Raw genomic sequence first — 16,613 nt, forward strand, 5'->3', positions numbered from 1 at the left:
CTCGGATTTAGGGAATTGAGAACTATTCGGATGGCAAAAAAGAGGGGTGTAAAACAGGAGTCGGTTTTTGTGTGAATTGGATAAAAAAAATGATATTAGAATGGTTTTAAAATTATATTTGTGTCAGATATTTCAGTGATTTTATCGACCTAATAACTATTATTTATGAAAGCATTTTGTTTCCTTTTTTTATTAAGTGTTACGATGGTTTTTTCCCAGAACACTAAAAAGAACCAATTGTTGTTGCCGTATCGTGATGGCAATCTTTGGGGGCTTTGCGATACTTTAGGTAAGGTAAAAGTAAAACCTTTTACAACCGGTATGAAGAATTTTCAAACCACGCCACCAAACTTTAAAGGGAAATATGTGATTCGGAAAAACGGAAAAATTTCAATTATCGATCAGCATAAAAGAACCTTGTTGGCGCAAATGGATTTGGATTCGGTAGAAATGTTTCTTTTTTCAAAGGATATTTTTGCCTATAAAAATAATAAGATGGGTGTGATCCGGAATTTTAAAATGTTTATTCCGGTTCAATATGACGACATAACGTTTGCGGCCAATGAAAGTTATAGAGTGGAAAAGGGAGGTAAAAAAGGATTGATCAACTCAAAAGGGAAACGGGTTATTCCAACTGCATATACTGAGGTATATGACTCCTGGGATAAGAATCAAGATGAAAATAACGACAAATTTTACTGGGTAGCCAGAAATGAAAAAAGTAATGGAGAGAAAAACGAAGTTGATTTTGCCGACAGTATCGTTTTGGGAGAGGAAACGCCGGAGTGGTACAGTGTATCTTCTTCGGGTTTGGTTAAAAGAATGGTAACGGAGGAAGAAGAAAATGATCGTAAAAGAGTAGAAGAAAAATATGGTAAAATACTTGCTTCTTCAAACAATATGTATCTTGTGAAAATAAGTGAGGGCTATGGTGTGTTTGATGTGAATCAGGATAAATTCATTGTTAAAAGTGATGATAAGATCGAAATGTTCCAATCGAATCATGGGTATGCTACGTTTCTGATGAAAAAGAATGGTAAAATGGGGTTGATTGATGAAACGGGTAAGATGTTGTTGGATTATGAATATGATGCTATTGAGGATAAATTTTGGGATGGGGTTTGTATACTTAAAAAGGATCATAAAAAAGGTCTGTTTGTATTAAATTCGATCTACAAACCGGTTCAACCAAAATATAAGGAAATAAAAATTTTAGAAGCGGTTCCGGTAAGTGAGAGTTGGAAGTTTGGTCTGTTTGAAGTGACAACGACAACCGGTAAAAAAGGATTGTTGGGTGAAAACGGCGTAGAATATTTTAAAAATTAAGATAAACGGCGTGGCGATAACCATTAAGCAGTGATAAAATGTAAAATAAGAGCCCTGAAATTGATTTTTCGGGGCTTTTTTTATGATTTCCTCCCGGGTTTTGATAACTGAAAAGAGCCGGATAAGAAAGAACGTGGCGTGAAATACGATTTGGCTCTGGGAGTAACGAAAAAGGGGGATTATTTTAAAATCAGATTGGTGTCAGATATTTCAGTAGTTTTACCGACTTATTAGAACTATTTATGAAAGCATTTTATGTACTTTTTTTAGTAAGTGTTACGACGGTCTTTTCGCAGCATACTAAAAAGAACGAATTGTTGTTGCCGTATCGGGATGGTAATCTTTGGGGGCTTTGTGATACTTTGGGAGCTGTAAAGGTAAAACCCTTTACAGCCGGTATGGTGGATTTTGTGATAACGCCACCGGATTTTAAAGGAAAATATGTGATTAAAAAAAATGGCAAAATTTCAATTATTGATCAATATAGGAAAAAGCTACTCGCGGAAATGAATTTGGATTCGGTAAGGATGTCTCTTTTTTCAAATGATATTTTTGCGTATAAGAATAATAAGATGGGAGTTATCAGGGATTTTAACGTTTTTATACCTGTTGAATATGATGAGGTGTCGTCTGTTTCCAATGAAAGTTATCAGGTGAGAAAAGGGACTAAAAAAGGGTTGATCAACTCAAAAGGAAAATGGATTATACCAATTGAATATAGCGCTATAGATTGGCCTTGGGAACAAAATAAAGATGAAAATAACGACAAATTTTACTGGATAGCCAAAGATGAAAAAAGTTATTGGGAGGGTAAAGGCGTCGATTTTACCGATGACAGGGTTGTTGCGAAGGAACTGCCGGAATGGTATAACGCACCTGTTATTCGTTCGATTCATACAACTGAAAGTGAGCGGGAGGCTAAGCAAAATAATTATAAAAGAATAGAAAATACTTACGGTGAAATAGTGAGTGTTTCAGGCAATATGATCATTATAAAAATGAAGGAAGGATATGGGGTGTATGCTATGGATAAAGATAAAATCATTTTTAAAAGTGACGATAAAATCGAAATGGTTCGATCGAATCAGGGGTATGCTACGTTCCTGATGAAAAAGAACGGTAAAATGGGATTAATAGACGAAACCGGCAAAGTGCTGTTGGCGTATGAATATGATGCTATTAAAGAACGATGGGATGGCATTTGTATTCTTGAAAAGGATACTAAAAAAGGACTATTTGTTTTAAATTCAATTTATAAGCCCGTTAAGCCAAAATATAAGAAAATCAAAATCTTAAATGCTATTCCGGTAAATAAGCATTGGCAGTTTGGTTTGTTTGAAGTGACTACCGAAGCCGGTAAAAAAGGATTGCTGGGTGAAAATGGAGTGGAGTATTTCAAAAATTAATAAAGAAATAAGGCGATACAATTTATATCAAAACGGCCAACTTACGTAGGCGCGAAGCGTAAAATAAAAGACCGGCAAAATTTATTTGGAGCCGGTCTTTTTTGTTATAATACTTTTGGTGTCTTTCCAAAACCGTTATATTTGTAGCTATTCAAATCAATAAAATGGAACTTAAATTAAACAGACCTATTTGCTTTTTTGACCTTGAAACGACTGGAATTGATGTGGCAAAAGACCGAATAGTGGAAATATCGATATTTAAAGTATATCCGAACGGAAATAAAGAAAGTAAGACCTGGCTGGTAAATCCGGAAATGCCTATTCCACCGCATTCGACTGCGATTCACGGGATTTCGGATGAAAAAGTGGCTAATGAGCCAACGTTTAAACAGTTGTCGACACAGATTCACAATATGATCAAGGATTCTGATCTGGCCGGTTTTAATTCCGATCGTTTTGATATTCCGTTATTGGCAGAGGAATTGCTTCGCGCCGAAGTGGATTTTGATATGAAAAACAGAGTGTCGGTCGACGTACAAACGATTTTTCATAAAATGGAAGAACGGACGTTAAGCGCAGCCTATAAATTCTATTGCGGTCAGACGTTGGACAATGCGCATAGTGCAGAAGCCGATACGATGGCAACATACGAAATATTAAAAGCACAGTTGGATCGTTATCCGGAATTGGAAAACGATATGAAAACACTTTCGGAATTTACAACCCGTAAAAAATCAGTTGATTTTGCCGGTTTTATCGCATTAAATGCAGAAGGACAGGAAATTTTTACTTTTGGAAAACACAAAGGGGTGTTGGTCGATGAGGTATTTGATAAAGAACCGGGTTATTTTGGCTGGATTCAAAATGCCGATTTCCCGTTGTATACCAAAAAAGTACTGACCGGGATTAAGTTGAGAAAACTCAATAATAAATTAAGTTAAACCTACGCAGCGCTACTTATGAAGATTATCTGTATTGGTAGAAATTATACCGAGCATATCGCAGAATTGCAAAATGAACGCCCGGACGAACCGGTGATTTTTCTAAAACCGGATTCTGCTATTTTGATAAAACAAGCCCCGTTTGTAATCCCTGAGTTTTCAAATGACGTACATCACGAAGTGGAGATTCTTGTGAAAATCAATAAAGTAGGGAAGTATATCGAACCGAAATTCGCACATAAATATTATGACGAAATCGGACTGGGAATCGATTTTACGGCTCGTGATCTGCAATCCCGGTTAAAAGAAAAAGGCCTTCCGTGGGAAAAAGCTAAGGCCTTCGATGGTTCGGCGGTTATCGGTGATTTTTTGCCAAAAAATGAATTTAATTCATTGGAAAATATTACATTTGAATTAACCAGTAACGGTCAGACAGTGCAAAAGGGAAATACAAGTCATATGCTATGGAAAATCGATGAATTGATTGCGTATGTGTCCCAATATTTTACACTTAAAACCGGTGATGTTATTTTTACAGGTACACCGGCCGGCGTGGCTAAGGTGAATCCGAATGACGTACTGGAAGGATTTATAGAAGGAAAACAATTGTTTAGAATACAGGTAAAATAATGGCAATACATTATAACTTATCTAAAGTTTACGAGATTTCGGATAATGATGCCGAGTTTGCGCAACAAATTATCCAACTGTTTGTGTCGGAAATTCCTAATGAAATCCGAATCATAAAAGAAGGAATCGAAGAAAAAGACTTTGACAAAACCTACAGTGCTTCCCATAAGATCAAGCCAACGCTGGATCTGATGGGAATGGATCTGGCTTATGACGAAAACCTTCATATCATGGAGTGGACCAAATCGCAAGGGAAAAAGAAAGAAATAAAAGAAGTATTCAAAAGTTTAAAAGAACATGTTGAGAATACTTTAAAAGAAATTAAAAAAGACTATAATCTATAGGCATCGTCCGGAAAAAGGCAAACCAGAACGAAATGGTTTGCCTTTGTTCTTTTACAGTTAAAAAAAATGAAAGCCAGCATTATTACCATCGGAGACGAAATCCTTATCGGTCAGATTGTGGATACCAATTCGTCCTTTATTGCCAAAACACTCGAAAAAATCGGAATTAAAGTACATGAAATGCAATCCGTTTCCGACGATCGACAGCATATTCTGGATACGCTTTCGGAACAGGAAAGTAAAGTCGATGTGGTGATCATTACCGGTGGTTTAGGACCAACCAAGGACGATATTACCAAAAAGACACTTTGTGACTATTTCGGCGACGAATTGGTGGTCAATGAAGCAGTGTTGGCTCATGTAGTGGAAATAATCGAAAAAGCATTTAACCGACCGGCTTCACAGATCAATAAAGATCAGGCATTGGTACCGTCCAAAAGTACTGTGCTTTTTAATAAAGTCGGAACCGCACCCGGAATGTGGATGGAACGTAACGGAACCGTTTTTATATCGTTACCGGGCGTTCCGTACGAAATGAAATACCTGATGGAAAACGAAGTGATTCCAAGGTTGATTAACCGTTTCGACAGACCGTATATCGTTCATAAAACAATTCTTACCTACGGCGTTGGGGAGAGTCTTCTGGCGGAGCGAATCGAAAGCTGGGAAAATGCACTTCCGGAATTTATTAAACTGGCCTATCTGCCAAGTCCGGGACGGGTTCGCCTGCGTCTTTCGGCTATGGGGATCGATGAGTTTGTATTGCATCGGGAAATTAAAATTCAGGTAGAAAAACTCGAATTGATCATCAAAAACGATATTGTCGGTTATGACGACGAGGAAACGTTGGAGGTTGTATTGGGACAATTACTTACGGAAAAAGGACTAACTATCGGGACAGCCGAAAGTTGTACCGGGGGAAGTGTAGCGGCAACGATTACATCGGTTCCGGGTTCGTCGGCCTATTTTAAAGGCAGTATTGTAAGCTATGCCACCGAAACTAAAATAAACCTGCTGGGAATTCCGTCGGAGATTATCGAAAAGCACTCGGTTGTAAGTACCGAAGTGGCCGAAGAAATGGCATCACGTGTGCAAAAAATACTCGGTGTGGATTATGCCATTGCAACTACAGGAAATGCCGGTCCGGCCAAAGGAGATTCTGATGCCGGTGTCGGTACGGTTTTTATCGCGATTGCTACTCCTGAAGGGATTTATAGTGAAGAATTTAACTTTGGTCAACCCCGCGAAAAGGTTATAGACAGGGCGGTAAACAAAGCTCTGGAAAAAATTTATAAAGAAATTTTAAAAAACTAATCAAAATAGTTTGTGAAATAGGTTTCTTTTTTGTTACTTTGCACCCTGATTTTGAATAACGAATATAAAGATAAGTATAATGTCAAGAGTTTGTGAACTTACAGGTAAGAGAGCGATGGTAGGAAACAATGTTTCTCACGCTATGAATAAAACCAAAAGAAAATTTAGCGTTAACTTAGTTAAGAAACGTTTCTACATTCCTGAAGAAGACAGATGGGTTACTTTACGAGTATCTACTGCTGCTTTAAAAACAATTAATAAAAATGGTATTGCTGCGGTTTTGAAACAAGCCAAAGCTAATGGATTTGTAAAATAATCCCACCTAAATAATATAGATCAAGATGGCAAAGAAAGGTAATAGAATTCAGGTAATTTTAGAATGTACTGAGCATAAGACTTCTGGTGTTCCAGGAACTTCAAGATACATTACTACTAAAAACAAAAAAAATACTCCAGACAGATTAGAGATTAAAAAGTTCAATCCAATTTTGAAGAGAGTAACTGTTCATAAAGAAATTAAATAATCGTAAGTCATGGCAAAGAAAACCGTAGCAACTTTACAAACAGCTTCAAAAAGATTAACTAAGGCTATCAAGATGGTAAAATCACCTAAATCAGGTGCTTATACTTTCGTTGAGTCTGTAATGTCTCCTGAAGAAGTGGATGAATTCTTAAAAAAGAAATAATTCCAGTATACAATTTATAGAAAAGCTACTTTCGTATGGAAGTAGCTTTTTTATTTTTATATTTGTCGTAAGAATTGTAAGAAGGATCGTTTTTTCGGAACGATCAGATTTACGTTTCTAAATCGTAATTTAATTGTAAAATAACCGAATGAATTTCTTTAAAAAAATATTTTCATCAGAGAAAAAAGAAACCCTGGATAAAGGATTGGAAAAAACGAAAACATCGTTCTTTTCAAAGCTGACCAAAGCCGTAGCCGGAAAATCAAAAGTAGATGATGAGGTTTTGGATAACCTGGAAGAAATCCTGGTTTCGTCTGATGTTGGGGTGAATACAACCCTGAAAATTATCGAAAGAATCGAAGCCCGTGTATCACGGGACAAATATCTTGGCACGGATGAATTAAATGGTATTCTACGCGAAGAAATCGCTGGACTATTATCGGAAACCAATTCCGGTGAAGCCAGTGAATTTGAAATCCCGGCCAACAAAAAGCCGTATGTAATCATGGTGGTGGGGGTGAATGGTGTTGGAAAAACAACAACCATCGGTAAATTGGCCTATCAGTTTAAAAAAGCCGGACATAAAGTGGTCTTAGGTGCAGCGGATACGTTCCGTGCAGCAGCTATTGATCAGCTTCAAATCTGGGCCGACCGTGTTGGGGTGCCTATCGTAAGACAACAAATGGGAAGCGATCCGGCATCGGTAGCTTTTGATACCTTACAATCGGCGGTTTCTCAAGGTGCTGACGTAGTGATCATCGATACAGCGGGCCGTTTGCACAATAAAGTTGGTTTAATGAATGAGCTGACAAAAGTAAAACGCGTAATGCAAAAAGTACAGGATGATGCACCACACGATGTATTATTGGTGTTGGATGGTTCGACCGGACAAAATGCATTCGAGCAAGCCAAACAATTTACAGCAGCTACAGAAGTTTCCTGTCTGGCGGTGACCAAACTTGACGGTACGGCTAAAGGTGGTGTGGTGATTGGAATTTCCGATCAGTTCCAGATACCGGTAAAATATATCGGAGTAGGTGAAGGCATCGAAGATCTTCAGGTCTTCAATAAATTTGAATTTGTAGATTCCTTTTTCAAATAAAAGCTAATGAACAACGTAATCGCTTTTTTTAAAAACCTGTCACCGCTTAAAATGGTGATCATAAGTGTTGTTTTGGGAATTCTGGCTATCTTTTTAGAAAAACCGTTTCCCGGTATTTTTCTGGCATTGCGATTAACAAGTTTTGTATTGCTGATTGTAGCAATTATCAGATACTTCAATAAAAAATAAAAATAAAGGCGTTATTCATATAACGCCTTTATTTTTTGCCAGAGTACTTCGTCAAAATCCGATAAGGCCATATTGCTGCCATCGGCCGCATCTCCCATACGGATGATCACCATTTTCTTACTTGGTATAATATAGATTTTCTGATCATTCTTACCCAATGCCATATACATATCCGATGGTGCTGAAGGGATAATACTGCCCGAAAACTGATATTGACTTTGTGGTAAATGATAACTCGACTTTCCGTTGAGCCACCATAAATAACCATACGCTAGGTTGATGTTTTGAGAAGTGTTTGTCGCTTCGTTCCAGTAGTTTTCGTTTAGAATCTGCTGGTTGTCCCATTTCCCTTTGTTTAGGATCAACAAGCCAAAACGCGCCATACTTCTGGAATTACTGGAATAGACACTTAGGCCATCGGATGTATTCGTCCAAATACCGTTCATTCCGATTTTATCCCGTAGTCGACTATTAAAATAATTGGAGAATGATGTTTGTGCTACAGTAGCGACTACATCCTGAAGTTTAACATACACATTATCGTACGCCCAACGTGTGCCAGCATCTGACAAATAGGTCAAACAGGCCGGTGTGACGCAATCGCCGTTACTGGCATCATCCAGTCCGGAAGTCATTGTCAATAGGTTTTTACACTTGATCAAATTTTCTTTCGCTAAAGGAGCACTTGTCCATCCGTTACCGAGATAATCGGAAACTTTGTTGTTGATATTGAGTAGGCCTTCCTGTTGCGCAATCCCGGTCATTGTCGAGGTTAAGGTTTTTCCGGCACTGGCCCAATACCAATAACTATTGGCGGTATGGCCGTTAAAATAATTTTCCATAACAATCCTCCCGTTTACCAAAACAATAAAGGACTTGCTGTGCTTTTGTTCCAGATAATCCAATAAGGGTTGTACGGCATTGGTATGCCATCCTAAATCTGAAATACTGCGCGTTTCCCAGGTGGTACTCCCGGAGCCGATCGGTGGAAAATACATACTTTCCGTAGGTGTTACCGGAGTGGAACCGCTGGACGTTTCGTTTTCGGAACTGCAACTGGCTATTGTTAAAAGGGTTATTGCCGAGAGGAATATTCGTTTCATATGGGATCGTATTTCTATTTGGACTATACGTTTGTTAAATGGTTTAAAGCTACTGGTTTTTTTGTTCTAAAGTTTCGTTTGTCCCGTTTTAAAAGGTAAATTTGTAAAAATGTTTGTGCCATGAAAAAAATAATTGCGGTAGTACTGTTTAGCCTTACTTTTACGGCTTGTCATAAAAAAATCGATGATGCGGCGCTAGCCAAAATCAACGGATATTGGGAAATTGAAAAAGCCATTATGCCCGACGGAAGCAGTAAGGAGTATTCGATCAATCCGACTATCGATTATTTTGAAATCAAAGACAATAAAGGATTCCGTAAAAAGGTAATGCCACAATTGGACGGAACGTATCTGGTGAGTGAACTGGACGAAAAAGTTGCCGTGATCAAACAAGACGACCATGTTTACCTAAAGTATACTACGGCCTACGCCAAATGGAAGGAAGAATTGATCAAGATAACCGATGAAGAACTGGTGCTTAAAAACGAGCACGATATGGAATACCACTACAAAAAAGCGACTTCATTTTCTATAAAATAACAGCATGGCAAAACGATTTAATGAAGAATCTCCGATATCTGACGTACTAAAACAGTTTATTCAGGATCATAAATTACAGGCCGGAATGGACAAGATCGACGTTCGCGATGCCTGGAAAAACCTGATGGGTAACGGGGTGAATAATTATACTACGGAAATCATGCTAAAAGGAACTACGCTCTATGTGGCCTTGTCTTCTGCGGTATTACGCGAAGAATTAAGCTACGGTAAAGAAAAGATCGTTAAGATGATCAACGAAGAGTTGCGCCGGGATTTGGTGAAGGATATTGTGTTGCGGTAATGGTTAAATAATTTATTCTGTTTCTTATAGACTTTTAAGTGAATTTTTTTTAATATTCATCTTGTTTTTTAAGGTTTAAATTGCGATTTTGAACTGTTTATTTTGGTTATATTTGCGATATTTTTAAATATGGGGATATGCTTAAAGAACTAATACCATCTTTCAAAAAAAGTATTGATGAACGTCTTTCAAATCCAATAATAGGAACATTTACAGTAGCATGGTTAGTTTGTAATTGGAAAATAATATTTATTATATTATTTAGCGATAAAAAAATTGAAGAAAAGATAAAGTACATAGAATTGAATTATTCTAATTCAGATTCACTTATATTATTCCCATTACTTTTTAGTTTTGTATACTTATTAATTTTTCCATGGTTGCTGCTTGGTATTCAAATATTGCAATATCGTGCTAATGGTGAAAGAAAATCAAATCAACTAAAGACGGATACCGAATATACTACTAAAAAAATAGCTCTCATTGATGCTGAATTGCGTGTTGAAAGTCTTAAGTTGAAATATTCCCTTGATAATGATATGCAAAAGAAGAGTAAAGAAATGGAATTAGAAAGAGATAAATCAATGTATGAGTTTGATATTGAGAGGGATAGACGTCGATTGGAATTCGATTATGAAGAAAAAAAGGCTGAGTATGAAGAACAAAGAAAGAGACGTGAATTAGAAATGACATACGAGTCAAAAATGAAAGAGTTAAATTATGATGAACGAAAAACGCGTAATCAATTAGAGCTAGAACGTTTAAAAATAGGAAATGAGAAGCTTAAAGAAAATATAGATTATCGTTTTCCATCAGATTTGTAAATATTATAAAAACAAAAAAAGCAGGACAATCGTCCTGCTTTTCCACTTTTTAAAAATGTTATACCGTTTCGGGAACGACAATATCGGTGTTATGATACACTTTTACGCCGCCTTTCCAGGTTTCCAAAACCGGAACTTTACGCAGTTCTTTATAATACGTTTTCATTGTTAACGGATCCTGTTCCAGAATCACGAAATCGGCGAAATAGCCATCCTGTAGCGAACCGGTCCACTGTTCGGCATGACATTGCCACGCTGCATCATAGGTTACCGAAAGCAACGCCTGTTCCGGAGTAAGACATTCTTTTTCGTTTAATACTTTGTTCGGATAATCGTCCGGTGCGGCTTCCATCATACGGGTAATCGCTTGCTCCATCATTCGTAAGGGCCCGATTGGACTTACGGAATAATCGGTATGTAGCGAAATACGTAATCCGGCGTCAAGCGACGAACGACACAAATCCAGTTTTTCTGCTTTATCTTCAAAAATGGCTTCTTTAAACGGATAACCGTAATAACCTACATGCCCGATCAGGAAACTCGGTACAATACCAAGATCTTTCATTTGCTGGATCTGTGATGGTTCCAAAATAGAACAGTGTTCAATACGGTGACGACGGTCGGCTACTTTTTTGGCTTTAAAGGCGGCATCGTATACTTCGATCGCGAATTTTACAGCCATGTCTCCATTGGCATGGATCATTAACGGCCATTCTTTTTCTGCTACAACCGTTTTTACAATGTCAAGATAGGTTTGTGTCGGCTCGTCCGGATGCGGATGCTCTTTATCTTCCGGGAAATTAAACACGCCAAGATTATCGGCTGGATAACAACAATAGGGCTCCGATTGGTATCCGGTTAAGCCCTGATTCGAACCGTCGGAAATGATTTTAACACTACCCGAATACAGATCTTTGTACTCTTTTATCGGCGTAAAAGGCGGTAGTTTTTTAGCATCATCCAACGTTAAACAGGTTTGTGCCACACCAATACGGACTTTCTTTTGATGGAAATCCAGATATAATTTTAAGATAAGCTCTTGTACCGATGTCATTCCGGCATCATACATAAACGTAACGCCACGTTGAACAGCAGTATCAAACAATTCTTCTAAATGTTTAAATGAACCGAGAGCAAATTCAGCTACCTGGCGGATCGGCATACATTTTAAAGCCGGACCGATTTCTTCGGTTTCCTGTAATTGTCCGTTTGTGGTTTGCTGGTAATTCTCGAATGTTTTGTATTGATCACGTATGCTTTTGTTTAGATCGAAAATAATACGGAGTGTCAACGAGTTTACATAGGCCGTATGCATCGAGGCACTCATGATAAATACCGGATAATCCGGTACGATGTTATCCAGAAATTGATAATCGAACGTAACCAGTTTGTTTAAAGTTCCCGGCGTATGACTTTTCTCAAACGGCATAAAGGCCGGATCAAGATTACAACCCAAAATCCAATAATTATTTTTGTTAAGATTTTCTTTGTTTTTAGGATCGTTTTGGTAGTCGTCCAGCTGTTTTTGTAACCATTGAGTGTTGTAGCCGTCCTTTAGAAATTGGCCGTTATAAGGACTTAAATCCAGCCAGCTACCCAATATGGCCGAAGGAACTAAGTGAACGTGTGGTTCGATCAGTCCCGGAAGTAAGGTGTGACCCTTGTCTAGTTTTCGGGTTTGAAAAAGATGTCCTGTTTTGATCATGGCTTCTGTTACGTGTAACATCGAACCGGAAGCAACGACTTTCCCTTTGTGAAATCCGATGGCTTCTACCGTATCCATTTTTCCGTCTACCAAAGGACGAATGGTACCGCCGTGAAACAATACGGATTCTTCCGTATGATCGGTAAATGGGGTTTTGTGCTCCGATAATTTTGTGATAATCTCCGAAGAGGAAAGTTCTTTTTCCAGAATCTTTAAAACCGGATTGTTACAACCGCAATGGGTACAACCGTGGTGAATGTGATCGTGATCGTGCATACTATTGAGATTTAGGGATTATCGTGATGTTATTTGTCGGTATTGATGTTACTCTGAATCGACCAGGCAAAGTCTAATAATGTTTGATTACGGAAACGACTCATGTCCTTCATATCGATATATTGATCAGCAGTATAAACAGCTCCGGTAACCGATGCCAGGGCGTGACAGCTCATACAGTTGGTTTGTACACCATATTGGTAATTTGGATTTAACTGGTTGTTGCTGCCGGTAAATACGTTTGGACCAAAAGAGCCTTCCAGATACGGGTTGAACGAAATGATGCTTCGTACGCCTTTGTTGGTTCCGCCGGTAATGGGCTGGTTGGGCCATACCATGGCATAGGAGGTCGACACGGCATAGTTGGCCGCCGCTCCTTTGATGATACTTGGACGTAGTTTTGCATTGAAAGCCGAACTTGGGAAAAACGGATTGTCACGATTATAGCTCCAGAAATAGGTTTGCCAGGTCCAGTTGCTGATTTCTTTGGTTCCAACGTGCATCGCTACCAATAGGATATAATCGCCGGCTTTGTATTTGCGTTTGTTGTTTTTCTGGTTGGCGTTCAGATAGGCGGCCATTCTCGCATCGGCCTGATCGTTAATAAATTCGTTTAGGTTACAACTGGCTGCTGCAATTTGAGCAGGTGTCGGATTGGAACCGGTAACGGGTACGATGGTTTTGTTTTTATCCTGTTTGTTGTTGGTGTCAACATAAACGTAGGTTTGCCAGTCTTGATATCCAAATGCTTTAGCTGGTTTTGGATCGCCTGGCCATACCGGTACGCGGATAAAACCGTTTGCATCAGCACCACCGGCAAAATAAGTAGGTTTGGTGGTGATACCAGCCGATGGAAATGGTGGAATGTTACCGATACCGTCTTTAACCTGGTATTTGTTTAGTGTTGATTGGTTGAAAATTAAATTTTGTGTCGAATAACAAGCTGCTGCCGGGTTGTAGGAAACCGTTTCGAAAACATTGGAAACCGTATCGAGCACGGCATTTCGTTTACCAAATAATTGCCCGTGGATTAACTGTTTGGGTACTTCCAGAGCACTACGCTCTTTTTTAATCTGAAAGCATCCGCCTTCTTTGTTACCGTCGGCGGCCATTTGTGCCAATTCTTTTACGCTCATCCAGGTTTCAAATACCAATAGCGAATCACCGTTAAAAACCTGTCCGGATTTGGAGGTTAAACCAGCCCAGATACCCCAGGCATGTTGGGCGATACTGGCCGAATCCTGTTTGTTAAGCCAACCGTAAATTGTGGTAGAGTCCTGTGGAAATTTAAAACCCGGCAAGTTTAAGTCGTCCGGGAATTCCTGCGGTTTAATGATGGGAGCGGCACCTAATAATCCGGCATCCGGAGTGGTGTTCTTTTTGCAGGAAATGGCCAGACTGGTAGCTGTCAGAGCAACCAGAATACCAAATGAAATGGTTTTAAGGGGTAGTAGTCGTTTCATGTTTGTTGTAGATTTGGTTCGTATTTATATGCTGTTTTTGTTGAATTACCTTATGTTAAATTAGAATCAAATTGCAATTTTTTTCTGATGTTAAATTTGCAACTTGTGTTGATTTGGATTTAGGTATAAGGCGTTTTGTAAATTTAGGGGCTTGGTAAAATCTATAATAGCGTATAATTACGCGTTTTTAAAACCGGACAGAATTACGGAAAAGGAAAGATGCGGACACAAAAAAAGCCGTTCCAAACGGAACGGCTTTTCGAAAATAATATGTATATTATTAGAATTCTTCTCTTCCTGCAAAGTGGAAAGCACTTTCGATAGCAGCATTCTCATCACTGTCAGATCCGTGTACTGCATTCTCCCCGATAGAAGTTGCATATTTTTTACGGATAGTACCTTCTGCAGCATCAGCAGGGTTTGTAGCTCCGATTAAAGTACGGAAAGCTTCTACTGCGTTGTCTTTTTCAAGGATTGCAGCTACGATAGGACCTCTTGACATGAATTCTACCAATTCTCCATAGAATGGTCTTTCACTGTGAACAGCGTAGAATTTTTGAGCATCCGCTACTGTTAATTGTGTTAATTTCATCGATACGATTCTGAAACCAGCTTCAGTAATCATGTTAATAATTCCTCCGATGTGTCCTTTTTCAACAGCATCAGGCTTAATCATAGTGAATGTTCTATTCGTTGCCATTTTGTTTTGTTTAAATTTTTCGCAAAAATAGTATTTTTAAGCCGAATAATACGTTATCTTTTTTATTTGTATCGAAGAATTGTTGTTCTTTTATAAAATCAATACCGGGAAATCCTGCTGCAATGGTTTTAATTCGCGGTATAATTCGGTTAATAAATGGTAACCGTTCTCCAGATAAAATTCCGAAAAATTGGCCGTCCGTTCCTGTAAACTCAGGTTCGGGAACAATTCATTTTGTAGTGCTGTAATACGGCTTAATTGCTCCTGATGGTTGCGTTTTTCGGCTTTTAACAATCGTTTTTCAAGGTTGTCCAATCCTTTTAGCTGTTTCTTTTCCTGAGCGGCTACCGCGCCCATAAATGAAGCATCGGTTTGGGCAGCTATTTCACGTAATTTGGAAAATTGCTGTTCCAGATGTGCTTTCTGTTCCGAAAAGTCCAGCGTAAAGGCTGAAAGGGCTTTGGTTTTAGCATCGATCAGCTCGTGTTGCTTTTGAAACAAATCGGCCCAGGTTAGTCCTAATTGGTCTGCTTTGTGTGCCTGTTTTGGTGTTGCAAGCACTGCAGAGTTTCGTAATACCAACATCGGAAAAGGAACTTTCGAAGCTTCAAAAAAGGATTTTAATTCCAACCAGTAGGCCAATTCACCACCACCACCAATATAGGCCAGATTGGGTAAAATCACTTCCTGATATAACGGACGCATGATCACATTGGGACTGAATTTTTCGGGATAACGTTCCAGTTCATCCAGAATTTCTTCGGTAGTAAACCGACGGGAAGTTCCGTTTACGATGTAGCCACCGTTTTCGAAAACGATGCGTTCCCGCAATCCGTCCTCAATATAAAAAAGGTTGATTTCTCTTGGATTAACCTGTATGTTGTAGGTTTTTAATAAAGCAGCCGTTTCGGTTACTTTCTCGAAAGCGATTTGTTCGAGCAATTCCCGTTTTACATACGGAATAAATTCTCGTTTTAGCGCTTCGGAATCACCGTCGATGATCACTAATCCTTGCTCTTGGAACAATTCGTTGGCCAGGTAACGCGTCGCATCAGCCAGATTCGAATGTTTCAGATAGGCATTTTTAAACAGCTGACGTAAAAATTCAGCGTTATTGCCAATCCCAAGTTCTTTCGAAAAAACATCAAAAACACTATCCAATCCTTCGGTCGAAAGCCGACCAACCGGACCGGAACTGTTGCGGTTCCATTTTATTTTTTTATTTCTGAAATTAAAATAATTGATCTCTTCAAAATCATGATCTTCTGTCGCCATCCAATATACCGGCACAAAATGATGATTCGGATAAGCGGCTTTTAATTCTTTAGCCAGATTGATGGCTGATACAATTTTATATAAGAAATATAAAGGTCCTGTAAAAAGATTCAACTGGTGTCCGGTGGTTACGGTAAAAGTGTTCCCGTTTTTTAACAGGGCGATATTTTGAAGTGTCGCTTCCGAAGCAGCTGTCGAGGTATACTGTTTTTCCAAAACGGTTACCAGTGTATTTCTGTGAGTCGTACTAAAATGTGCCGCTTTTTCGTCAATTTGACTTCCGAAATTTTCCAGGGTGGGAAAACGATGGTATAAGGACTGTGTTTCTGTTTTTTTATCTAAATAATCGACAATTAACCGGGAAAAATAATTGGATTCTTGATAGCTGATACAGTCAGTTGGCATAATAGGATATAATTATATAGGTATGTTTTTTTTGAAAAATAAAGGTAGATATAATCGCTTTCGAATCTCCCAAGTTATTGTTA

Annotated in this window: 19 protein-coding genes; 14 read left to right on the forward strand and 5 right to left on the reverse strand. The window is 38.6% G+C overall.

From position 1 onward, the window contains the following. Positions 1-165 precede the first annotated feature (165 nt). The 11 genes from ABFU83_RS02330 to ABFU83_RS02380 all read left to right on the forward strand — a co-directional run bounded on the left by ABFU83_RS02330 (position 166) and on the right by ABFU83_RS02380 (position 7,938). On the forward strand, positions 166-1,326 hold the full coding sequence (locus tag ABFU83_RS02330; protein ID WP_347068605.1) for a WG repeat-containing protein: 1,161 nt from the start codon (positions 166-168) through the stop codon (positions 1,324-1,326). Positions 1,327-1,568: 242 nt separating this feature from the next. Continuing rightward, positions 1,569-2,732, forward strand: coding sequence for a WG repeat-containing protein (locus ABFU83_RS02335; protein WP_347068607.1), 1,164 nt, complete (start codon positions 1,569-1,571; stop codon positions 2,730-2,732). Between the two features lie 164 nt (positions 2,733-2,896). Then, positions 2,897-3,673, forward strand: a complete 777-nt coding sequence (locus tag ABFU83_RS02340; protein WP_136403298.1) for a 3'-5' exonuclease — start codon at positions 2,897-2,899, stop codon at positions 3,671-3,673. Positions 3,674-3,691: 18 nt separating this feature from the next. After that, positions 3,692-4,303 carry a fumarylacetoacetate hydrolase family protein gene (locus tag ABFU83_RS02345; RefSeq protein ID WP_347068610.1) on the forward strand — a complete coding sequence of 204 codons (612 nt, stop codon included), beginning with the start codon at positions 3,692-3,694 and terminating at the stop codon, positions 4,301-4,303. Continuing rightward, the gene (locus ABFU83_RS02350; protein WP_347068612.1) at positions 4,303-4,647 is read left to right on the forward strand and encodes a histidine kinase; all 345 of its coding nucleotides are present in this window, start codon (positions 4,303-4,305) and stop codon (positions 4,645-4,647) included. Before ABFU83_RS02345 ends, ABFU83_RS02350 begins: the two co-directional genes overlap by 1 nt. Before the next feature lie 66 nt (positions 4,648-4,713). Next, positions 4,714-5,961: a competence/damage-inducible protein A gene (locus tag ABFU83_RS02355; RefSeq protein ID WP_347068613.1), complete on the forward strand. Its 1,248-nt coding sequence runs from the start codon at positions 4,714-4,716 to the stop codon at positions 5,959-5,961. Between the two features lie 79 nt (positions 5,962-6,040). Further along, on the forward strand, positions 6,041-6,277 hold the full coding sequence (gene rpmB / locus ABFU83_RS02360) for a 50S ribosomal protein L28 (protein ID WP_136403294.1): 237 nt from the start codon (positions 6,041-6,043) through the stop codon (positions 6,275-6,277). A 25-nt stretch (positions 6,278-6,302) separates the two neighbouring features. Next, positions 6,303-6,485: a 50S ribosomal protein L33 gene (gene rpmG, locus ABFU83_RS02365; protein WP_008253902.1), complete on the forward strand. Its 183-nt coding sequence runs from the start codon at positions 6,303-6,305 to the stop codon at positions 6,483-6,485. A gap of 9 nt (positions 6,486-6,494) precedes the next feature. Further along, positions 6,495-6,647, forward strand: coding sequence for a DUF4295 domain-containing protein (locus ABFU83_RS02370; protein WP_347068617.1), 153 nt, complete (start codon positions 6,495-6,497; stop codon positions 6,645-6,647). A 148-nt stretch (positions 6,648-6,795) separates the two neighbouring features. Beyond that, positions 6,796-7,749, forward strand: coding sequence for a signal recognition particle-docking protein FtsY (gene ftsY / locus ABFU83_RS02375; protein WP_347068619.1), 954 nt, complete (start codon positions 6,796-6,798; stop codon positions 7,747-7,749). Positions 7,750-7,755: 6 nt separating this feature from the next. Beyond that, positions 7,756-7,938, forward strand: a complete 183-nt coding sequence (locus ABFU83_RS02380; RefSeq protein WP_300484945.1) for a hypothetical protein — start codon at positions 7,756-7,758, stop codon at positions 7,936-7,938. An 11-nt stretch (positions 7,939-7,949) separates the two neighbouring features. Here the strand turns inward: ABFU83_RS02380 and ABFU83_RS02385 are convergent, their stop codons facing one another. Continuing rightward, positions 7,950-9,041 carry a serine hydrolase gene (locus ABFU83_RS02385; RefSeq protein WP_347068622.1) on the reverse strand — a complete coding sequence of 364 codons (1,092 nt, stop codon included), beginning with the start codon at positions 9,039-9,041 and terminating at the stop codon, positions 7,950-7,952. Positions 9,042-9,161: 120 nt separating this feature from the next. Between ABFU83_RS02385 and ABFU83_RS02390 the strand changes: the two genes are divergently transcribed. From ABFU83_RS02390 to ABFU83_RS02400, 3 genes are all read left to right on the forward strand, one after another. After that, positions 9,162-9,581, forward strand: a complete 420-nt coding sequence (locus ABFU83_RS02390) for a lipocalin family protein (RefSeq protein ID WP_347068623.1) — start codon at positions 9,162-9,164, stop codon at positions 9,579-9,581. A 4-nt stretch (positions 9,582-9,585) separates the two neighbouring features. Then, positions 9,586-9,882, forward strand: coding sequence for a DUF721 domain-containing protein (locus tag ABFU83_RS02395; protein ID WP_136403289.1), 297 nt, complete (start codon positions 9,586-9,588; stop codon positions 9,880-9,882). Positions 9,883-10,019: 137 nt separating this feature from the next. After that, positions 10,020-10,706 (forward strand): hypothetical protein, encoded by a 687-nt coding sequence (locus tag ABFU83_RS02400; RefSeq protein ID WP_347068625.1) that lies wholly within the window; start codon positions 10,020-10,022, stop codon positions 10,704-10,706. A gap of 58 nt (positions 10,707-10,764) precedes the next feature. Here ABFU83_RS02400 and ABFU83_RS02405 read toward each other — a convergent pair whose 3' ends face one another. The 4 genes from ABFU83_RS02405 to bshC form a co-directional block, all read right to left on the reverse strand. Beyond that, a complete protein-coding gene (locus ABFU83_RS02405; protein ID WP_347068627.1) occupies positions 10,765-12,687 on the reverse strand; it encodes an amidohydrolase family protein in 1,923 nt (640 codons plus the stop codon). Between the two features lie 29 nt (positions 12,688-12,716). After that, positions 12,717-14,150 carry a hypothetical protein gene (locus ABFU83_RS02410; RefSeq protein ID WP_347068629.1) on the reverse strand — a complete coding sequence of 478 codons (1,434 nt, stop codon included), beginning with the start codon at positions 14,148-14,150 and terminating at the stop codon, positions 12,717-12,719. A gap of 280 nt (positions 14,151-14,430) precedes the next feature. After that, a complete protein-coding gene (locus ABFU83_RS02415; RefSeq protein ID WP_136403285.1) occupies positions 14,431-14,850 on the reverse strand; it encodes a nucleoside-diphosphate kinase in 420 nt (139 codons plus the stop codon). 90 nt (positions 14,851-14,940) lie between these two features. Further along, positions 14,941-16,530 carry a bacillithiol biosynthesis cysteine-adding enzyme BshC gene (gene bshC, locus ABFU83_RS02420; RefSeq protein ID WP_347068631.1) on the reverse strand — a complete coding sequence of 530 codons (1,590 nt, stop codon included), beginning with the start codon at positions 16,528-16,530 and terminating at the stop codon, positions 14,941-14,943. Positions 16,531-16,613: the final 83 nt, after the last annotated feature.

Origin of the sequence: Flavobacterium sp. WV_118_3 (assembly GCF_039778605.1) — a bacterium.
Classification (GTDB): domain Bacteria; phylum Bacteroidota; class Bacteroidia; order Flavobacteriales; family Flavobacteriaceae; genus Flavobacterium.

Coding starts and splice junctions, on each gene's coding strand:
- ABFU83_RS02330 (WP_347068605.1), top strand. CDS start 166: ATGAAAGCATTTTGTTTCCTTTTTTTATTAAGTGTTACGATGGTTTTT.
- ABFU83_RS02335 (WP_347068607.1), top strand. CDS start 1,569: ATGAAAGCATTTTATGTACTTTTTTTAGTAAGTGTTACGACGGTCTTT.
- ABFU83_RS02340 (WP_136403298.1), top strand. CDS start 2,897: ATGGAACTTAAATTAAACAGACCTATTTGCTTTTTTGACCTTGAAACG.
- ABFU83_RS02345 (WP_347068610.1), top strand. CDS start 3,692: ATGAAGATTATCTGTATTGGTAGAAATTATACCGAGCATATCGCAGAA.
- ABFU83_RS02350 (WP_347068612.1), top strand. CDS start 4,303: ATGGCAATACATTATAACTTATCTAAAGTTTACGAGATTTCGGATAAT.
- ABFU83_RS02355 (WP_347068613.1), top strand. CDS start 4,714: ATGAAAGCCAGCATTATTACCATCGGAGACGAAATCCTTATCGGTCAG.
- rpmB (WP_136403294.1), top strand. CDS start 6,041: ATGTCAAGAGTTTGTGAACTTACAGGTAAGAGAGCGATGGTAGGAAAC.
- rpmG (WP_008253902.1), top strand. CDS start 6,303: ATGGCAAAGAAAGGTAATAGAATTCAGGTAATTTTAGAATGTACTGAG.
- ABFU83_RS02370 (WP_347068617.1), top strand. CDS start 6,495: ATGGCAAAGAAAACCGTAGCAACTTTACAAACAGCTTCAAAAAGATTA.
- ftsY (WP_347068619.1), top strand. CDS start 6,796: ATGAATTTCTTTAAAAAAATATTTTCATCAGAGAAAAAAGAAACCCTG.
- ABFU83_RS02380 (WP_300484945.1), top strand. CDS start 7,756: ATGAACAACGTAATCGCTTTTTTTAAAAACCTGTCACCGCTTAAAATG.
- ABFU83_RS02385 (WP_347068622.1), bottom strand. CDS start 9,041: ATGAAACGAATATTCCTCTCGGCAATAACCCTTTTAACAATAGCCAGT.
- ABFU83_RS02390 (WP_347068623.1), top strand. CDS start 9,162: ATGAAAAAAATAATTGCGGTAGTACTGTTTAGCCTTACTTTTACGGCT.
- ABFU83_RS02395 (WP_136403289.1), top strand. CDS start 9,586: ATGGCAAAACGATTTAATGAAGAATCTCCGATATCTGACGTACTAAAA.
- ABFU83_RS02400 (WP_347068625.1), top strand. CDS start 10,020: ATGCTTAAAGAACTAATACCATCTTTCAAAAAAAGTATTGATGAACGT.
- ABFU83_RS02405 (WP_347068627.1), bottom strand. CDS start 12,687: ATGCACGATCACGATCACATTCACCACGGTTGTACCCATTGCGGTTGT.
- ABFU83_RS02410 (WP_347068629.1), bottom strand. CDS start 14,150: ATGAAACGACTACTACCCCTTAAAACCATTTCATTTGGTATTCTGGTT.
- ABFU83_RS02415 (WP_136403285.1), bottom strand. CDS start 14,850: ATGGCAACGAATAGAACATTCACTATGATTAAGCCTGATGCTGTTGAA.
- bshC (WP_347068631.1), bottom strand. CDS start 16,530: ATGCCAACTGACTGTATCAGCTATCAAGAATCCAATTATTTTTCCCGG.